The 15,947-nt window shown below is 60.9% G+C and carries 11 protein-coding genes; 5 read left to right on the plus strand and 6 right to left on the minus strand.

Annotation, left to right across the window (positions count from 1 at the left end; all coding sequences use genetic code 11):
- Positions 1-5: 5 nt before the first annotated feature.
- On the minus strand, positions 6-2,405 hold the full coding sequence (lon, locus tag DHB74_RS14115) for an endopeptidase La (RefSeq protein WP_074778489.1): 2,400 nt from the start codon (positions 2,403-2,405) through the stop codon (positions 6-8).
- 136 nt (positions 2,406-2,541) lie between these two features.
- Between lon and putA the strand changes: the two genes are divergently transcribed.
- Positions 2,542-5,703: a bifunctional proline dehydrogenase/L-glutamate gamma-semialdehyde dehydrogenase PutA gene (gene putA / locus DHB74_RS14120; RefSeq protein WP_499161759.1), complete on the plus strand. Its 3,162-nt coding sequence runs from the start codon at positions 2,542-2,544 to the stop codon at positions 5,701-5,703.
- Here putA and DHB74_RS14125 read toward each other — a convergent pair.
- Positions 5,696-7,699, minus strand: a complete 2,004-nt coding sequence (locus tag DHB74_RS14125) for a S9 family peptidase (RefSeq protein WP_499161760.1) — start codon at positions 7,697-7,699, stop codon at positions 5,696-5,698. The two genes, putA and DHB74_RS14125, sit on opposite strands and share 8 nt — an antisense overlap.
- Positions 7,700-7,766: 67 nt before the next feature.
- Between DHB74_RS14125 and DHB74_RS14130 the strand changes: the two genes are divergently transcribed.
- Positions 7,767-8,132, plus strand: coding sequence for a hypothetical protein (locus DHB74_RS14130; protein ID WP_036990291.1), 366 nt, complete (start codon positions 7,767-7,769; stop codon positions 8,130-8,132).
- A gap of 3 nt (positions 8,133-8,135) precedes the next feature.
- Here the strand turns inward: DHB74_RS14130 and DHB74_RS14135 are convergent, their stop codons facing one another.
- The 4 genes from DHB74_RS14135 to cysK all read right to left on the minus strand — a co-directional run bounded on the left by DHB74_RS14135 (position 8,136) and on the right by cysK (position 12,216).
- On the minus strand, positions 8,136-8,714 hold the full coding sequence (locus tag DHB74_RS14135) for a TetR/AcrR family transcriptional regulator (protein ID WP_036989626.1): 579 nt from the start codon (positions 8,712-8,714) through the stop codon (positions 8,136-8,138).
- Positions 8,715-8,915: 201 nt separating this feature from the next.
- Positions 8,916-9,122 carry a cold-shock protein gene (locus DHB74_RS14140; protein WP_036989629.1) on the minus strand — a complete coding sequence of 69 codons (207 nt, stop codon included), beginning with the start codon at positions 9,120-9,122 and terminating at the stop codon, positions 8,916-8,918.
- 260 nt (positions 9,123-9,382) lie between these two features.
- Positions 9,383-11,122, minus strand: a complete 1,740-nt coding sequence (gene aceK / locus DHB74_RS14145) for a bifunctional isocitrate dehydrogenase kinase/phosphatase (protein WP_499161761.1) — start codon at positions 11,120-11,122, stop codon at positions 9,383-9,385.
- 119 nt (positions 11,123-11,241) lie between these two features.
- Positions 11,242-12,216 carry a cysteine synthase A gene (gene cysK, locus DHB74_RS14150; protein WP_036989633.1) on the minus strand — a complete coding sequence of 325 codons (975 nt, stop codon included), beginning with the start codon at positions 12,214-12,216 and terminating at the stop codon, positions 11,242-11,244.
- 100 nt (positions 12,217-12,316) lie between these two features.
- On the opposite strand from cysK, the gene DHB74_RS14155 reads away from it, so the two are divergent.
- The 3 genes from DHB74_RS14155 (at position 12,317) to DHB74_RS14165 (ending at position 15,733) form a co-directional block, all read left to right on the plus strand.
- Positions 12,317-13,393 (plus strand): DUF748 domain-containing protein, encoded by a 1,077-nt coding sequence (locus tag DHB74_RS14155; RefSeq protein ID WP_036989635.1) that lies wholly within the window; start codon positions 12,317-12,319, stop codon positions 13,391-13,393.
- A 242-nt stretch (positions 13,394-13,635) separates the two neighbouring features.
- Positions 13,636-14,481, plus strand: a complete 846-nt coding sequence (locus tag DHB74_RS14160) for an AAA family ATPase (RefSeq protein ID WP_036989637.1) — start codon at positions 13,636-13,638, stop codon at positions 14,479-14,481.
- A gap of 73 nt (positions 14,482-14,554) precedes the next feature.
- Positions 14,555-15,733 (plus strand): vWA domain-containing protein, encoded by a 1,179-nt coding sequence (locus DHB74_RS14165; protein WP_499161762.1) that lies wholly within the window; start codon positions 14,555-14,557, stop codon positions 15,731-15,733.
- Positions 15,734-15,947: the final 214 nt, after the last annotated feature.

Genomic DNA, 15,947 nt, shown 5'->3' on the forward strand with positions numbered 1-15,947 from the left:
ATTCATCAATCAAACAAGACCTTGGCCACATCCGCATAGCGGGCGGCGAAGTGGATGGTCATGCCCTGTTGCAGGTAGTCGGGCAGCTCTTCGTAATCTCCGCGGTTGGCCTCCGGCAGAATCAGCTCGAAGATCGATTGCCGGCGGGCGGCAATGACTTTCTCACGAATACCACCGACCGGTAGCACTTGCCCGGTGAGGGTGATTTCCCCGGTCATGGCCACACCGGTCTTCGGCGGCTGATTACGCGCCAGCGAGAGCAGGGCGCTGGTCATGGTCACGCCGGCGCTGGGCCCGTCTTTGGGTGTGGCACCCTCGGGAACGTGCATGTGCACGAAGGCTTCGTCGAAGAAGGTCCGATCAGCCTGAAACCCCGCCAGATTGGCGCAGATATAGCTGTAGGCGATCTCCGCCGATTCCTTCATCACTTCACCCAGCTTGCCGGTGAGCTTGAAACCGCGGTTAAGGGTATGCACCCGGTTGGTCTCGATGGGCAATGTGGCACCGCCCATGGAAGTCCAGGCCAGACCGGTCACCACGCCGACGCCCTTGAGGGTCTTCTCGGTACGGAAGGCTGGCGTACCGAGCAGTTCCTGCAACTGGTCCGGCTTGATGCTCAACTTCTGGTCGGGGTTTTCCAGCAGTGTCATGACCGACTTGCGCACCAGCTTGGCCAGCTGTTTTTCCAGGTTGCGCACGCCGGCTTCCCGGGCATAGCCTTCGATCAACTGACGCAGGGCGCGGTCGGTGATGCGCAGCTGGCTCTTGCGCAGGCCCGCGCGTTCCAGCTGGCGCGGCCAGAGGTGGTGCTTGGCGATCGCCAGTTTCTCTTCGGCAATGTAGCCGGACAGGCGAATCACATCCATGCGGTCGAGCAACGGCCCGGGGATGCTGTCCAGGGTATTGGCGGTGCAGACGAACAGTACCTTGGACAAGTCCAGGCGCAGGTCCAGGTAATGGTCCAGAAACTGGTTGTTCTGTTCCGGGTCCAGGGTTTCCAGCAGCGCGGACGCGGGGTCACCCTGGTGACTGCTGCCGAGCTTGTCGATCTCGTCCAGCATGATCACCGGGTTCATCACCTTGACCTCTTTCAACGCCTGCACGAACTTGCCCGGCATGGCGCCGATATAGGTACGGCGGTGTCCCTTGATCTCGGCCTCATCGCGCATGCCGCCGACGCTGAAGCGGTAGAAGGGCCGGCCGAGACTCTCGGCGATGGAGTGGCCAATGCTGGTCTTGCCCACACCGGGTGGGCCAACCAGCAGGATGATCGAGCCACCCACCGAGCCCTTGAAGGTGCCCAGTGCAAGGAATTCGAGAATGCGCTGTTTCACATCCTCCAGCCCGTCATGGTCGCGGTCCAGAATGTGCCGGGCGCGCTGGATGTCGAGCCGGTCCACGTGGGTCTGGCCCCACGGCATGGCAGTGGCCCAATCCAGGTAGTTGCGGGTGACGGCATACTCGGGGGAGCCGGTCTCGAGAATCGACAGCTTGTTGAGCTCTTCCTCGATCTTGTTCTGCGCTGCTTCGGGCAGCTGCTTGCCGATCAGGCGTTCGCGGAACTGCTCGACGTCGGCGGTGCGATCATCCTTGGACAGGCCCAGTTCCTTCTGAATGACCTTCAGCTGCTCCTTGAGGAAGAACTTGCGCTGCTGCTCGCTGATGGTGCGATTGACCTCGGCGCTGATCTCGCCTTGCAGGCGGGCGACATCGATCTCCTGCTTGAGCAGCACCAGCACCTTCTGCATGCGCCGCAGCACCGGGATGGTGTCCAGCACGTCCTGCAACTCGCTGCCCTTGGCCGAGGTCAGTGCCGCGGCAAAGTCGGACAGGGGGGATGGCTGGTTCGGGTTGAAACGATGCAGGTAATTCTTCAGCTCCTCGCTGTACAACGGGTTCAGCGGCAGCAGTTCCTTGATCGAGTTGATCAGGGCCATGGCGTAGGCGCGTACCTCGTCCCGCTCATCGCTGGGGGATTCGGGATACTCCACTTCCACCAGATAGGGAGGCTTGTGGCTCAGCCACTGGGTGATGCGCACCCGGGTCAGGCCCTGGGCGATGAACTGGATCTTGCCGTCTTCCTTGACCGCCTGGTGGATCTTCACTGCGCAGCCGGTCTTGGGCAGCAGCTTGGGGTCGAGCACGCCATCGGCCGGCAGTGGCTGGTCCACCCAGAACAGCGAGAGCGCATGATGGGGGGTATTGGCCACCCGCTCGATGGTTTCTGCCCAAGGCACTTCGTTCACCACCACCGGCATCACCTGGGCGGGAAAGAAGGGGCGGTTGTTGATGGGTAACAGATATAGCTTCTGCGGCAGGCGCTGGTCCGGCAGCACCAATCCGGTTCCGGGCTGGTCGCTGCGTTGCTGCTCGATGTAGTCCGGCACGTCGTCCTGATCAGTCATGAGGCACCCTAGTCTGAAATATCGTTCTACAAAGGTGGTGTCTGCGACGGGGTATTTCAATGGTGATTGATAAACCAGGCTGCTGAGCGTCGTTTAACCGACTATGTTGTGATAATGGCAGTAACGGGAGTAGCCCATGATCACCGCAGCAGATGTGCTTGATGGAACCTTCCTCGGCGATAGCGCCGATGATTTTCTGGCGATTGTCAGCGCGCACTATGTGCAGGATGAAGCGGCCTGCCTGGAGCAACTGATGCGGCTGGCCGAGCCGGAGAGCATCGCCGCGGTGGCTGATCGGGCAAGACACCTGATCGAGTCGGTGCGGCGCCGGGACGATGCGGTGGACAACCTGGATGCCTTGCTGCAGCAATACAGCCTGGATACCCGCGAGGGCATCATGCTGATGTGCCTTGCCGAGGCGCTGCTGCGCATACCGGATGCCGCCACCGCCGATGCGCTGATTCGCGACAGGCTCAATGCGGCGCAATGGGACCTGCACCTTGGCAAGAGCGAGCATGCGCTGGTCAATGCCGCTGCCTGGGGGCTGGTGATGACCGGTCGGGTGGTGAATCTGGAGCAGTCGGACGAGGGCACACCGGGGGCGGTGCTGCGGCGCTTGGTCCGCCGCAGCGGTGAGCCGGTGATCAGGGCCGCCATGCTCCAGGCAATGAAGCTCATGGGCCGTCAGTTCGTGCTCGGGCGCAACATTGGCGAGGCGCTGAAGAATGCCCGGGCACAGGCTGCCCGGGGGTATACCCACTCCTTCGATATGCTCGGTGAGGCGGCCCTGACCCGTGCCGACGCAGGGCGTTACCAGCAAGATTACAGTGCGGCCATCGCCGCACTGGCTGAGTCAGGACAAGATGGGAAAGGGCCTCGACCGAGCATCTCGATCAAGTTGTCCGCGCTGCACCCGCGCTACGAGGCAGGCCGAGAAACCCAGGTACTGGACGAACTGGGTGCCAGCTTGCTGACACTGTTGCGTCAAGCTCGGGCGGGTAATGTGGACATCGCCATCGATGCGGAAGAGGCCGACCGCCTGGAGTTGTCACTCAAGGTGTTTGCCCAGTTGTATCGCCATCCGGACCTGGCTGGCTGGAGCGGTTTCGGCATGGTGGTGCAAGCCTATTCCAAGCGTGCCTTGCCGGTGCTCTGCTGGCTCACGCTGCTGGCGCGGGAACAGGGGGACCGGATACCGGTGCGGTTGGTCAAGGGCGCCTACTGGGACACCGAGATAAAACTCAGCCAGCAGGCGGGCCTGGATGGCTATCCGGTGTTCACCCGCAAGGAGGCGACGGATGTGTCCTATCTGGCCTGCGCTCGCTACCTCCTCGGACCCCATACCGCGGAATTGCTCTACCCGCAGTTCGCCACCCATAACGCCCACACCGTGACTTGCATTCTGGAAATGGCGAACGGCCGGGATCTCGAGTTTCAGCGGCTGCATGGTATGGGTGATGCGCTCTACGACACGGTTATCGACGTGCACCAATATCCCGTGCGCATCTACGCGCCGGTAGGTGCACACCGGGAGCTATTGCCTTACCTGGTCAGGCGGCTACTGGAAAACGGCGCCAATTCTTCCTTCGTGCATCGGTTGGTCGACCCCCGCGTGCCTGTGGACTCGTTGATCGAGCATCCGCTGCAGGCACTGCGCCGCTACCCGGACTTGGCCAACCCGCAGATCCCGCTGCCACGGGATATCTATGGTTCAGAGCGACGCAATTCCCGCGGCATCAATCTGGATATTCAGAGCCACTGGTTGCCATTGCAGGCCGCGCTGTCCGACTGGCTGTCTCGGCAGTGGAACGGTGCGCCGATCGTCGATGGTCACCGTTTGACCGGCCTGGGGCGGCCGGTATGCTGCCCCTGGGATCTTGAGCGCCAGGTGGGTGATGTGATCTGGGCTACCTGCCCGCAAGTCGGCTCGGCCATCACCGGGCTGGCGACGGCTTTTGCCGACTGGAATGCGCGACCGGTTTCCGAGCGTGCTGAAATCATCGAGCGGTTTGCCGATCGTCTGGAAGAGCATCTGCCCGAATTGATGGCCTTGTGTAGCCTGGAGGCGGGTAAGAGTTTGCAGGACGGTCTCGATGAGGTGCGCGAGGCGGTCGATTTCTGTCGTTATTATGCGCACCGCGCGCGACAAGATTTTTCCGTGGTGAGCCTGCCCGGTCCCACCGGTGAGAGTAACGAGCTGTATCTGCAGGGGCGGGGGGTAATGGTTTGCATCAGCCCCTGGAATTTTCCCGTGGCGATCTTCGTCGGCCAGATGGTTGCAGCATTGTTGAGCGGAAACACGGTCGCCGCCAAACCCGCAGAGCAGACCACTCTGCTGGCGGTGCGCTGTGTCGAATTGCTATTGGAGTCCGGCTTGCCGCCACAGGTATTGGCGCTGCTACCTGGCGATGGGGAGCAGGTCGGCAGTGTGCTGACTGCAGACCCGCGGATTGCCGGTGTAGTGTTCACCGGCTCGCTGGCCACCGCCCAACTCATCAACCGTGCCCTGGCGGAGAGAGCCGGACCGATCGCCACCCTGATCGCCGAAACCGGTGGTCAGAATGCCATGCTGGTCGACTCCACCGCGTTGCCCGAGCAGGTGATCCGCGATGTGCTGCATTCGGCTTTCGCCAGCGCCGGCCAGCGTTGCTCGGCGCTGCGGGTCCTGTATCTGCAGGAGGATATTGCCGAGCAGGTGATTGAACTGCTCAAGGGGGCCATGGCGGAACTGCAGGTGGGTGATCCCTCCCAGCGTGATGTCGATCTGGGGCCGGTCATCGATGACGAGGCGCGGCACAATCTGCTCAGGCATATCGACCGACTCACCGCCGAAGGGCGGCTGATCGCACAAACGCCACTGCCGGCCGATGCCAATGGCCACTTCATTGCCCCCTCGGCCTTTCGCCTGGAGCGGCTGGATCAGCTCGACCGTGAGCACTTTGGCCCCGTCCTACATGTGATCACCTGGCGTAGCGACGAGCTCGACGAGATCATTGCCCAGATAAACAACTCGGGCTTCGGCCTGACGCTGGGCGTCCATAGCCGCAACGAACAGACTGCCGCCTACATCGACCAGCGGGTACGTATTGGCAATGTCTATATCAACCGTAATCAGATCGGTGCGGTGGTCGGGGTACAACCCTTCGGTGGCCAGGGATTGTCAGGTACAGGTCCCAAGGCCGGTGGCCCGCATTATCTGGTGCGTATGGCGACCGAGCGCACACGCACCATCAACACGGCCGCAGTGGGAGGGGATACAGGCCTGCTGGCGCTGGGGGATGGCCCCGAGGTTATTTGATGACCGCCAGCAGAAAGCTGTACTCCTCGGCCAGCTCCTTCATCGACTGATAACGCCCGCTGGCGCCGCCGTGGCCGGCGCTCATCTGGGTTCGTAGCAACAGCGGCCGGTCATCGGTCTTGCTGTGCCGCAGTTTCGCCACCCATTTGGCTGCCTCCCAGTACTGTACGCGCATGTCGTGATACCCGGCAGTGACGAACATCGCCGGATAAGCCTGCTCGCGCACCTGTTCGTAGGGCGCGTAAGACCTGATGCGCTCGGCCACCGCGGGATCATTCGGATCGCCCCATTCCTCGTACTCGCCGATGGTCAGCGGCAGGGCAGGGTTGTTCATGGTGTTCCATACATCGACGAAGGGCACATCGGCTACCGCGGCGGCAAACAGCTCGGGGCGCTGGTTGACGACGTTGCCGATCAGCAGGCCGCCGGCGCTGCCACCGGCGATGACCAGCTTGCTGCTGTCGGTGTAGCCACTGCCGACCAAGTGCTCAGCGCAGGCGATAAAGTCATTGAAGGTATTGCTCTTGTGCTCCAGCTTGCCCTGCTGATACCAGGCTTCCCCCATGTCGGCGCCGCCGCGCACATGGGCGATGGCGAAGATCCAGCCACGGTCGAGCAGGGACAGGCGGGCATGGGAGAACCAGGGGTCCATGCTGGCACCGTAGGCGCCATAGCCATACAGATAGAGCGGGGCGGCAGCGGCCAGGCTGGCCGGTCGACCTACCAGGCTGATGGGAATCCGGGTGCCATCCGGCGCGGTGGCCCATTCGCGGCGGACTTCGTAATCATCGGCATCGAATGGCCCTTCCACCGGGGTCTGCTTGAGAACGTTCTGACTGCCGCTGGGCAGATGCAGCGCGCGCACCTGGGCTGGCCGATTCAGCGATTCGTAACGCAACCTAATATGCTCGCTGACGTACTCTTCGCCGCCCTGTACATGCAGGCTGTAGACCGCATCCGGCATGCTCACCTCATAGTGCGCGCCGTTGGCCGGGCGTACCTCCAGACGGGTCAAGCCGCCGTCACGGTAATGCAGCAGCAGGCCATGGCGCTGCACGCTGAAATCCTCCAGGGTGCGCTGCGGGTCCACATCCACCACCAGTTCCCAGTTGCGGCGCAGCGGGTGATGCGGGTCGGTGCGGTAGAGTGCGAAGTTCTCGCCGCGGTCGTTGCTGCGGATAAGCAGGCCGTCTGGGCCATGGTCCACATGGTATTCATGACCGGTAACGCGGCGGCTGAGCAATTGCCAGTCGCCGGCGGGATGGTCAGCTGACACCACCCGCACTTCACTGGTGTTCTTGCTGTCACTGGCCAGTACCAGCCATTGCTCCGAACTGCTGCGGTAGGCATGCAGATAGAAACGCTGGTCGGCCTCGTGATATACGCGGACCGCCGGGGTTCCCAGCTGCAGACGCCAGAGCGTGGCCGGGCGCGAGGCTTCGTCCATGCTGACGGCGAACAGGGTGACGCTGTCGTTGGCCCAGACCAGGCTGCCATCGGCCTGGTCCAGTGGCAGTTCGCTGATATTGCCGCTATCCAGGTGCTTGAGATACAGGCAGTAGGTCTCGTCGCCCTGGCGGTCGAGGCTGTAGGCGAGCCAGTGGTGGTCGGGACTGATGGCAAAGTCGCCCAGCTGCAGAAAACCATCACCGGCCAGCTCGTTAAGATCCAGTAACAATTGCTCCTTGGTCGGGTCGGTCTGCAGGCTGCCGTCGGCGGGCCGGGGACTGCGGAAGTAGCGGGGGTACTCGGCACCGGCTTCGGTACGCTGGTAGTACAGCCAGGGGCCCCAGACCGCCGGCAGCGACAGATCGGTCTCGCGTATGCGCCCGCGGATTTCTTCAAACAGTTGGGCCCGTTGATCATCATGCGTGCTCAGCCATTGCTCGGTATGGCTGTTTTCGGCCTTGAGGTGGTCGATCACTTCGTCGAGGTCGCGCTGTTCCAGCCAGGCATAGGGATCAGGCGTCGCATCACGGCGAGTTGATGGCGGCATGGTTGTAGGACTCCAGGGTCAAAAAAGCTATTATAGTCGCTCGTTTATCGACAACCGGTCAGAGAGCATGTTCAACGAGTCGGAATACCAGACAGTGTGGATGATTTATCTGGGCGCTGCAGCCTGCGGCTGGCTGGTCTGGACCCAGATGACCCGCTGGATCAGCTGGTGGTACGTGCGTGAGCCGTTGTGGCTGGTGATGGCGGTGATCCTGTTCACCCCGTCGCAGGTCGAACCGCTGGAACCTGGTCTGGCGCCTGCCGCCATCGGCTGGGCACTGGATGTGCTGCTGGGGACCGGCGAGCAGGCGCCGAAACTGCTGGGCGACCTGGCGCTGGCGATGCTGCTGGCGAGCCTGGCCTATGTTGGCTTTGCCTGTCTGCGCCTGGTCTGGCGCCATTGGCGGAGCGGCCGCAGCCGCGCTGCCAGCTGATCATTATTCTTCGTTGTTCTGCTCGTACATGATGCGTGCCAGGCGCATGATCTGCTCCTGGAATTCGGTGCGCTGGGTATCGGTCATCGGGCAGATGCCAACCTGCTCGAACAGGCGATAGCCCCGTACCGAGAAGAACAATACCGCGGCCTGGGCCAATCCCAGGGGTGACTTGGCCAGAATGTCGAACAGGCCCTGCACGTCATCCGAGGTGGTTTGCAGCAGGGCCGGGTTGCTGGCCGCCGCAGCAAAGATCGCTGAGTCGAGGTTCTTCTCTTCCGTGGACTCGCTCATGTTGCTTAGCAGCAGGGCCTTGAGTTCGCGCATGGGCTCGTCGGGCAGGACGCTTTCATAAGCACCCCAGCGTACGCGGAAGCGCTCCAGGCGATGTTCGATCATCGCTGTCAGCAAGGCTTCGCGGTCGGGAAACAGGGTGCTGAGGGTGGCTTCGTCGACACCGGTGCGTTCGCTCAGGGTGGCGAAGGTGAGCTGGGATGCCCCCAGTTCACTGACGATGGCTTCCGCGGCGCGGAACAGGCTCAGGTGAAGAGAGTCGGTCGATTTTTGATTGGTGCTGTCCACTGCGAGAACCCCTTTGTCTGGACGTCTGGAAGGAGGCTGGCAACAGAATGGGATGGTAAATCTGTCGTCCTCGGATCATTGCGCATAGGGTACGATGTCGGGGCGGTACAGGCGAGTGATTTTTGCCCTGGGACGCCAGAGCTCAAACGCCAGGCAATAAAAAACCCGGCCGAGGCCGGGCTTTTCTATTCAGATTCGGAATTAACCGATGATCTGAATGTTCGCAGCTTGCTTGCCCTTAGGACCAGTAGTGATGTCGAAAGACACCTTCTGGTTCTCGGCCAAGGATTTGAAGCCTTGAACCTTGATCTCGGAGAAGTGGGCGAACAGGTCGTCACCGCCGCCATCAGGAGTAATGAAGCCGAAGCCTTTAGTGTCGTTGAACCACTTAACTGTACCAGTTGCCATTTCAGATAATTCCTATCAAATTGAAATACTTGAGCAAAGCTCAATTAAAGCGTGGGAATCAAAGATTGCGAGAATGACAAACTTACGTACTAAAAGTGCGCTTGCAGCCTACTACTCTATCTCTTGAAAACCTACGCGCTCACTTTGCCCGGGAATCTGAACCAAGTCAAGACAATTACTTGGCAGGCTCTCCGGTACAAACGAACGAAATTCAGTATACGTCAGTTTGCGGAAATAGCACGTCTTTCGTCGGATAATTTTCACAGGGCCTTGCAACCCTCTGCGGCCCGGTCCTGCAGGCGATGATAGGGGTACACGTCGATCACCTTGCCGTCCAGAATCTGCTGTTGTAACCCCTTCCAGAAGTCCGCATCGAAAAGGTCGCCATGCAGCTGACTGAACAGCCGACGCTGCTGTATGTCGGCGAACAGGAACACGGGAAACTCCTCGGGAAATACATCGTTGGGGCCGACCGAATACCAAGGCTCCGACGACATTTCCTGCTCGGGATAGAGCGGTTCGGGTATATGCCGGAAGTTGACCTCGGTCAGATAGCTGATCTCGTCATAGTCATAGAACACCACGCGACCATGGCGGGTGACGCCGAAGTTCTTCAGCAGCATGTCGCCGGGGAAGATGTTGGCGGCGGCCAGTTCCTTGATGGCCTGCCCGTAGTCCAGCAGCGCCTCGCGGATCTGGGATTCACTGGCGCTTTCCAGATAGATGTTGAGCGGAGTCATGCGCCGCTCGGTCCAGCACTGGCGGACCAGCACGGTATCGCCCTGAATGATCACCGTGGAGGGGGCGACTTCCAGCAGCTCCTGCAGGCACTCGGGCTCGAAACTGTCCCGGGCGAAGCGGAAGTCGGCAAAATCCTGGGTGTCAGCCATGCGGCCGACGCGATCGTGGCGCTTTACCAGCCGATATTTCTCGATGACCGTGGCGCGGCTGATGTTCTTCGAGGGGGCGAAGCGATCCTTGATGATCTTGAATACGGTATTGAAGCCCGGCAGGGTGAATACCGTCATGACCATGCCCCGCACCCCCGGCGCCATGATGAATCGATCATCGGGAGTGCGCGCCATGTAATCGATCAGCGTCCGGTAGAACTCGGACTTGCCCTGCTTGTAGAAGCCCAGGGCGGTATAGAGTTCGGCGACCTGTTTGCCCGGCAGCAGGCGCTTGAGAAAGCCGATCATTTCCACCGGTACCGCAGCGTCCACCATGAAGTAGGAGCGGGTGAAGGAAAAAATGATGGATACCTCGGACTCGTCGGTGATCACGGTGTCGACACTGACGCCTTCCTTCTCCCGGTGGATCAGGGGAAGTACAAAGGGCCATTTCTCACCCTGGCTCAATACGCGCCCGACCAGATAGGCACCCTTGTTGCGGTAGAACACCGGCTGGATCAGCTCGACGGTCAGACCATGGTCCAGCTGGGCCCAATCCGGCAGTCCCTGACGCAGGCAGCGCACAATCAATTGGCAATCGCGCTCGAAATCCGCCCACGGCACGTCGAAGGCGTACTGATCCAGGATCTGTCTGGCCAGGCTGGTCAGGCAGCCACCGGAGATGAATCCCCGAGTCAGCGGTACACGAGACGGTTTGCGCACCGTCGGTCGGGTGCTGTGGACGAACATGGTGCGGTCGCTGATCTGATCATGGCGATGCATCTTGAAGAACACCGAGTTGAACCAGGTTTCCGCCAGGTCATCGTCGAAGCGGTCTTCGATCAGTTCTATATACGCTTGTTTGATCGCCGGCCAGCAATCGGCGTCGAGAATATCGTGGCAGGCCGGGTCGGCGGAAAGCTGATCCCGGGTCTCGAAGATGCGCTCATCGTATAGGTTGATGCGCGCGGTGGAGGTTTCCTGGATTTCAGGCCATTGGGCCTGCTCGAAGCGGGCGCGGGCGCCCAGGGTCAGTTCGCGGAACGTCGCTCGATAAGCATCGAAGGCATCCAGCAGGCGTTGGGCGATATGCACGGCGGTATCTGACATGGGCAACCCTGGTAGTGAATCCGGAGGTGCCCAGAATAGCCAGTCAGCGAGTCCGGCGGAAGAGCCGCGGCTGATCGGATACCGGCGAGGTCACGCCGGCTCCGGATCAGCCCGACGGCTCAGGGCAGCATTTCCTGGTCGGTGAACAGGTCGGCGAACAGCATGGTGGACAGGTAACGCTCGCCGGAATCAGGCAGTACCACGACGATGGTGCGCCCCTGCATATCCGGCTCTTCGGCGATGCGCACCGCGGCGGCCATGGCGGCGCCGGAGGAGATACCGCAGAGAATGCCTTCCTCGCGCATGATACGCAGGGCCATGTCCTTGGCTTCTTCGTCGGTGGTCAGCTCTACCCGGTCGACCAGACTCAGATCCAGGTTGCCGGGGATGAAACCGGCGCCAATACCCTGGATCTTGTGCGGTGACGGCTTGATTTCTTCACCGGCCCGGGCCTGGGTAATCACTGGTGAGCTGACCGGCTCCACGGCGACGACAGTAATGGCCTTGCCGCAGGTCTGCTTGATATGGCGCGACACGCCGGTCAGCGTCCCGCCGGTGCCGACCCCCGAGACCAGTACATCGATACCGCCGTCGGTATCGCGCCAGATCTCCGGGCCGGTGGTCTTTTCATGGATGGCGGGGTTGGCCGGGTTCTCGAACTGCTGCAGGAGAATGTGGGTGTCGGGAGCGGCCTGGGTTATTTCAGTGGCTTTCTCGATAGCGCCCTTCATGCCCTTGGCCGGCTCCGTGAGTACCAGTTCGGCGCCCAGCGCCTTGAGTACCTTGCGGCGCTCCAGGCTCATGGAAGAGGGCATGGTCAGAATCAGTTTGTAACCGCGGGCGGCGGCTACGAAGGCCAGGCCGATGCCGGTATTGCCGGAGGTGGGCTCGACGATGGTCATGCCTTCTTTCAGAATCCCCCGGGACTCGGCGTCCCAGATCATGCTGGCGCCGATACGGCACTTGACCGAATGCGAAGGATTGCGCCCTTCAACCTTGGCCAGGATGGTGACGCCGTGGGGGGCCAGGCGGTTGATCCGGACCAACGGCGTGTTGCCGATGGACTGGGAGTAATCTGTGAAAACGTGGCTCATGGTTGTTCTCCTTGTGGATGCGCGGCCGGACCAGCCTATGCCTGGCGTTCATGGGCGTCAATCGGTTGAACTACCGATAACGGCACAAGTCAATCCTGTTATGAACAAGACCCTGCGTATTTCCATGATAACGGTGGCGGTGCTGGCGCTGCTGTTGATCATACTGCACCTGATGCTGCCCTGGTTGGTACGCGAGTTCCTGAATGACAAGCTTGCCGAGATGGGCGACTACCGTGGCCATATAGAAGATGTGGACATGACCTGGTGGAATGGCGCCTACCGGATCAACGAGCTGGTGATCACCAAGACCGAGGGCGAGAATCAGGTGCCCTTCGTCAAGCTGCCGGTTATGGATATCAAGGTCCGCATGCGCGCCCTGTGGAAAGAGGGCGTGCTGATCGGTGTGGTCGACCTGTATGAACCGGAACTCAATTTTGTCGATGGCGAATCCGAGGCCCAGAAGCAGACCGGTGAAGGGGTCGATTGGCGTGCGCAACTGGAAGACATGGTGCCGGTGCGCCTGAACGAGGTGAACGTACACAGCGGCACGGTGTTCTTCCGTAATTTTTCCAGCGACCCGCCGGTCAACATCAACGCCAGTGATATCCAGATGACGGTGCGCAATCTGACCAACGCGCCCGATGCCCAGGGGCAACGCAGTGCCAGTATGAACGGCACCGCCAATTTCCTCGGTCACGCGCCGGTCGAGGCCACGGCGCACTTCGACCCGCTGGGGCGGGTGGACAATCTCGATCTGCAGTTTCGCATGCTGGGCCTGGACCTGACCCGCATCAATGACTTCGCCGGCGCCTACGGCAAGTTCGATTTCCGCGGGGGCGAGGGCGATCTGACCATGGAGCTGGATGTGGAGGACCGGCAATTGACCGGCTACATCAAGCCTTTGATGCGCGATGTCGACGTATTCGACATGGATCAGGATATCCGCAACGAGGACAAGGGATTCTTCCGGGGTCTATGGGAGGCGATCGTCCATGGCGGGCAGGAAGTGCTGCAGAATCAGCGCCAGGACCAGTTCGCCACCCGTATCGAGCTGAGCGGCAGTCTGGATAACGCGGAAATGAGCGCCTTCCAGGCCTTTATTCAGATCCTGCGCAATGCCTTCGTTGAAGCCTTCACACCCCGCTTCGAGCGGGCGCTGGAGGAAGATCAGGAGTAAAAGCCTGCGGTGAGGCGGTCATTTCGAGTGGGAGCGGCCCTGGCCGCGAAGCTCTTCTGCCAGGCCTCTTCGCGGGCGAGCCCGCTCCCACAATGCCAGTTCGCCGTCGTGCAGGTCCGCCCGCCATTCACTGAGTGAATTCCGCCTGTGCGTTTACACCCATTCGGGGTGCGGGCTATAGTCGAGGGCTGAGAAAATAACGTGAATGCCCGCTGTCAGCGGCCCGTCCCAAGGAATTCCCCATGAAGTTCGAAGGTACCCAGTCCTACGTCGCCACCGACGACCTCAAGCTCGCCGTCAACGCCGCCATTACCCTCGAGCGCCCGCTGCTGATCAAGGGCGAGCCGGGCACCGGCAAAACCATGTTGGCCGAGCAGTTGGCCGAGTCCATGGGCGCCAAGCTCATCACCTGGCACATCAAATCCACTACCAAGGCGCACCAGGGGCTCTACGAGTACGATGCGGTCAGCCGCCTGCGCGACTCCCAGCTCGGCGTGGACAAGGTGCATGACGTACGTAACTACATCAAGAAGGGCAAGCTGTGGGAAGCCTTCGAATCCGAAGAGCGGGCCATCCTGCTGATCGACGAAATCGACAAGGCCGATATCGAGTTCCCCAACGACCTGTTGCAGGAACTCGACAAGATGGAATTCTACGTTTACGAGACCAACGAGACGATCAAGGCCAAACAGCGCCCGATCATCATCATCACCTCGAACAACGAGAAAGAACTGCCCGACGCCTTCCTGCGCCGCTGCTTCTTCCACTACATCGCCTTCCCTGACCGCGAGACCATGCAGCGCATCGTTGACGTGCACTACCCGAACATCAAGAAGGACCTGCTCAGTGAAGCGATGGACATCTTCTTTGACGTGCGCAAGGTGCCGGGCCTGAAGAAGAAGCCTTCCACGTCCGAGCTGGTCGACTGGCTGAAGCTGCTGATGGCCGACGACATCCCCGAAGCCGTGCTGCGTGATCGCGACCCGACCAAGGCCATCCCGCCGCTGTATGGCGCGCTGGTGAAGAACGAGCAGGACGTGCAGCTGCTGGAGCGCCTGGCCTTCATGACGCGCCGGCAAAACCGCTAAGCGCTTCACCCTCTCTCCAGCCCTCTCCCTGCAAGGGGGAGGGCTATCCGAGTTCTCCCGAGAGGCTGCAATCATGCTACTCAATTTGTTCAATGAGATGCGTGCAGCGAAGGTGCCGGTGTCGGTACGCGAGCTGCTGGATCTGATCAACGCGCTGAAGAACCATGTCGTATTCGCCGATATGGACGAATTCTACTATCTGGCGCGCACGGTGATGGTCAAGGACGAGCGTCACTTCGACAAGTTCGACCGCGCCTTCGGCGCCTATTTCAATGGTCTGCAGGACCTCAACGAGCTGCTGGAAGCGCTGATTCCGGAGGACTGGCTGCGCAAGGAATTCGAGCGCCTGCTCACCGACGAAGAACGCGAGCAGATCAAATCCCTGGGCGGGCTGGACAAGCTGATCGAGGAGTTCAAGAAACGCCTCGAAGAGCAGAAGGAACGCCATGCCGGCGGCAACAAGTGGATCGGCACTGGTGGTACCAGTCCTTTTGGCTCCGGCGGCTACAACCCGATGGGTGTCCGTGTCGGCGACGCGGGCAAGCGCCAGGGTCGTGCGGCCAAGGTCTGGGAGCAGCGCGAATACAAGAACCTGGATGATCAGGTGGAACTGGGCACCCGCAACATCAAGATCGCCCTGCGCCGCCTGCGCAAGTTTGCCCGCACCGGAGCCGCAGACGAGCTGGATATCGACGGCACCATCGACCACACCGCCCGTGACGGCGGCCTGCTGAACATCCAGATGCGCCCGGAACGGCGCAACGCGGTCAAGTTGCTGCTGCTGTTCGATATCGGCGGCTCGATGGATTCGCATATCAAGGTCTGCGAAGAACTGTTCTCCGCCTGCCGGACCGAATTCAAGCATCTGGAGTATTTCTACTTCCACAACTGCCTCTACGAGTCGGTATGGAAGGACAACATGCGTCGGACCAACGAGCGCATCCCCACCATGGACCTGCTGCACAAGTATGGGCCGGACTACAAGGTGGTGATCGTCGGTGACGCGGCCATGGCACCCTACGAGATCACCCAGCCCGGTGGCAGCGTGGAGCACTGGAACGAGGAGGCCGGCCACGTCTGGATTACCCGCCTGCGCGAGAAATATCCCAAGATGATCTGGATCAACCCTTATCCCAAGGATGCCTGGGGCTATACCACCTCGACCCGCATCATCCAGGACCTGATGGAGGATCATATGTATCCCCTGACGCTGGAGGGGCTTGAGGAAGGGATGCGGTATCTGAGCAAATAAGCGTCGGCCTCTTGGGCTCTTGGGCTCTTGGGCTCTTGGGCTCGGGCATTGTGGTTGTGGTTGTCTAGTGCAAGGACTGCGCTTGGGTACTGCCCTTGGCGGACACGCCGCAAGTACGTCCTTGTAGGCTCGCGGTTGCCATCCCTGGCAACCGACGGTCCGCCAAGGGCAGTACCCAAGCTCCGCCGGCTAGCTCATCGCATATCCCGGCGAA

This window comes from Pseudomonas sp. G11-1 (genome assembly GCF_024031555.1).
GTDB lineage: Bacteria > Pseudomonadota > Gammaproteobacteria > Pseudomonadales > Pseudomonadaceae > Halopseudomonas > Halopseudomonas bauzanensis.

Excerpts from the sequence above, each read along its gene's own strand:
- lon (WP_074778489.1), bottom strand. The coding sequence starts at position 2,405 with ATGACTGATCAGGACGACGTGCCGGACTACATCGAGCAGCAACGCAGC.
- putA (WP_499161759.1), top strand. The coding sequence starts at position 2,542 with ATGATCACCGCAGCAGATGTGCTTGATGGAACCTTCCTCGGCGATAGC.
- DHB74_RS14125 (WP_499161760.1), bottom strand. The coding sequence starts at position 7,699 with ATGCCGCCATCAACTCGCCGTGATGCGACGCCTGATCCCTATGCCTGG.
- DHB74_RS14130 (WP_036990291.1), top strand. The coding sequence starts at position 7,767 with ATGTTCAACGAGTCGGAATACCAGACAGTGTGGATGATTTATCTGGGC.
- DHB74_RS14140 (WP_036989629.1), bottom strand. The coding sequence starts at position 9,122 with ATGGCAACTGGTACAGTTAAGTGGTTCAACGACACTAAAGGCTTCGGC.
- aceK (WP_499161761.1), bottom strand. The coding sequence starts at position 11,122 with ATGTCAGATACCGCCGTGCATATCGCCCAACGCCTGCTGGATGCCTTC.
- cysK (WP_036989633.1), bottom strand. The coding sequence starts at position 12,216 with ATGAGCCACGTTTTCACAGATTACTCCCAGTCCATCGGCAACACGCCG.
- DHB74_RS14155 (WP_036989635.1), top strand. The coding sequence starts at position 12,317 with ATGAACAAGACCCTGCGTATTTCCATGATAACGGTGGCGGTGCTGGCG.
- DHB74_RS14160 (WP_036989637.1), top strand. The coding sequence starts at position 13,636 with ATGAAGTTCGAAGGTACCCAGTCCTACGTCGCCACCGACGACCTCAAG.
- DHB74_RS14165 (WP_499161762.1), top strand. The coding sequence starts at position 14,555 with ATGCTACTCAATTTGTTCAATGAGATGCGTGCAGCGAAGGTGCCGGTG.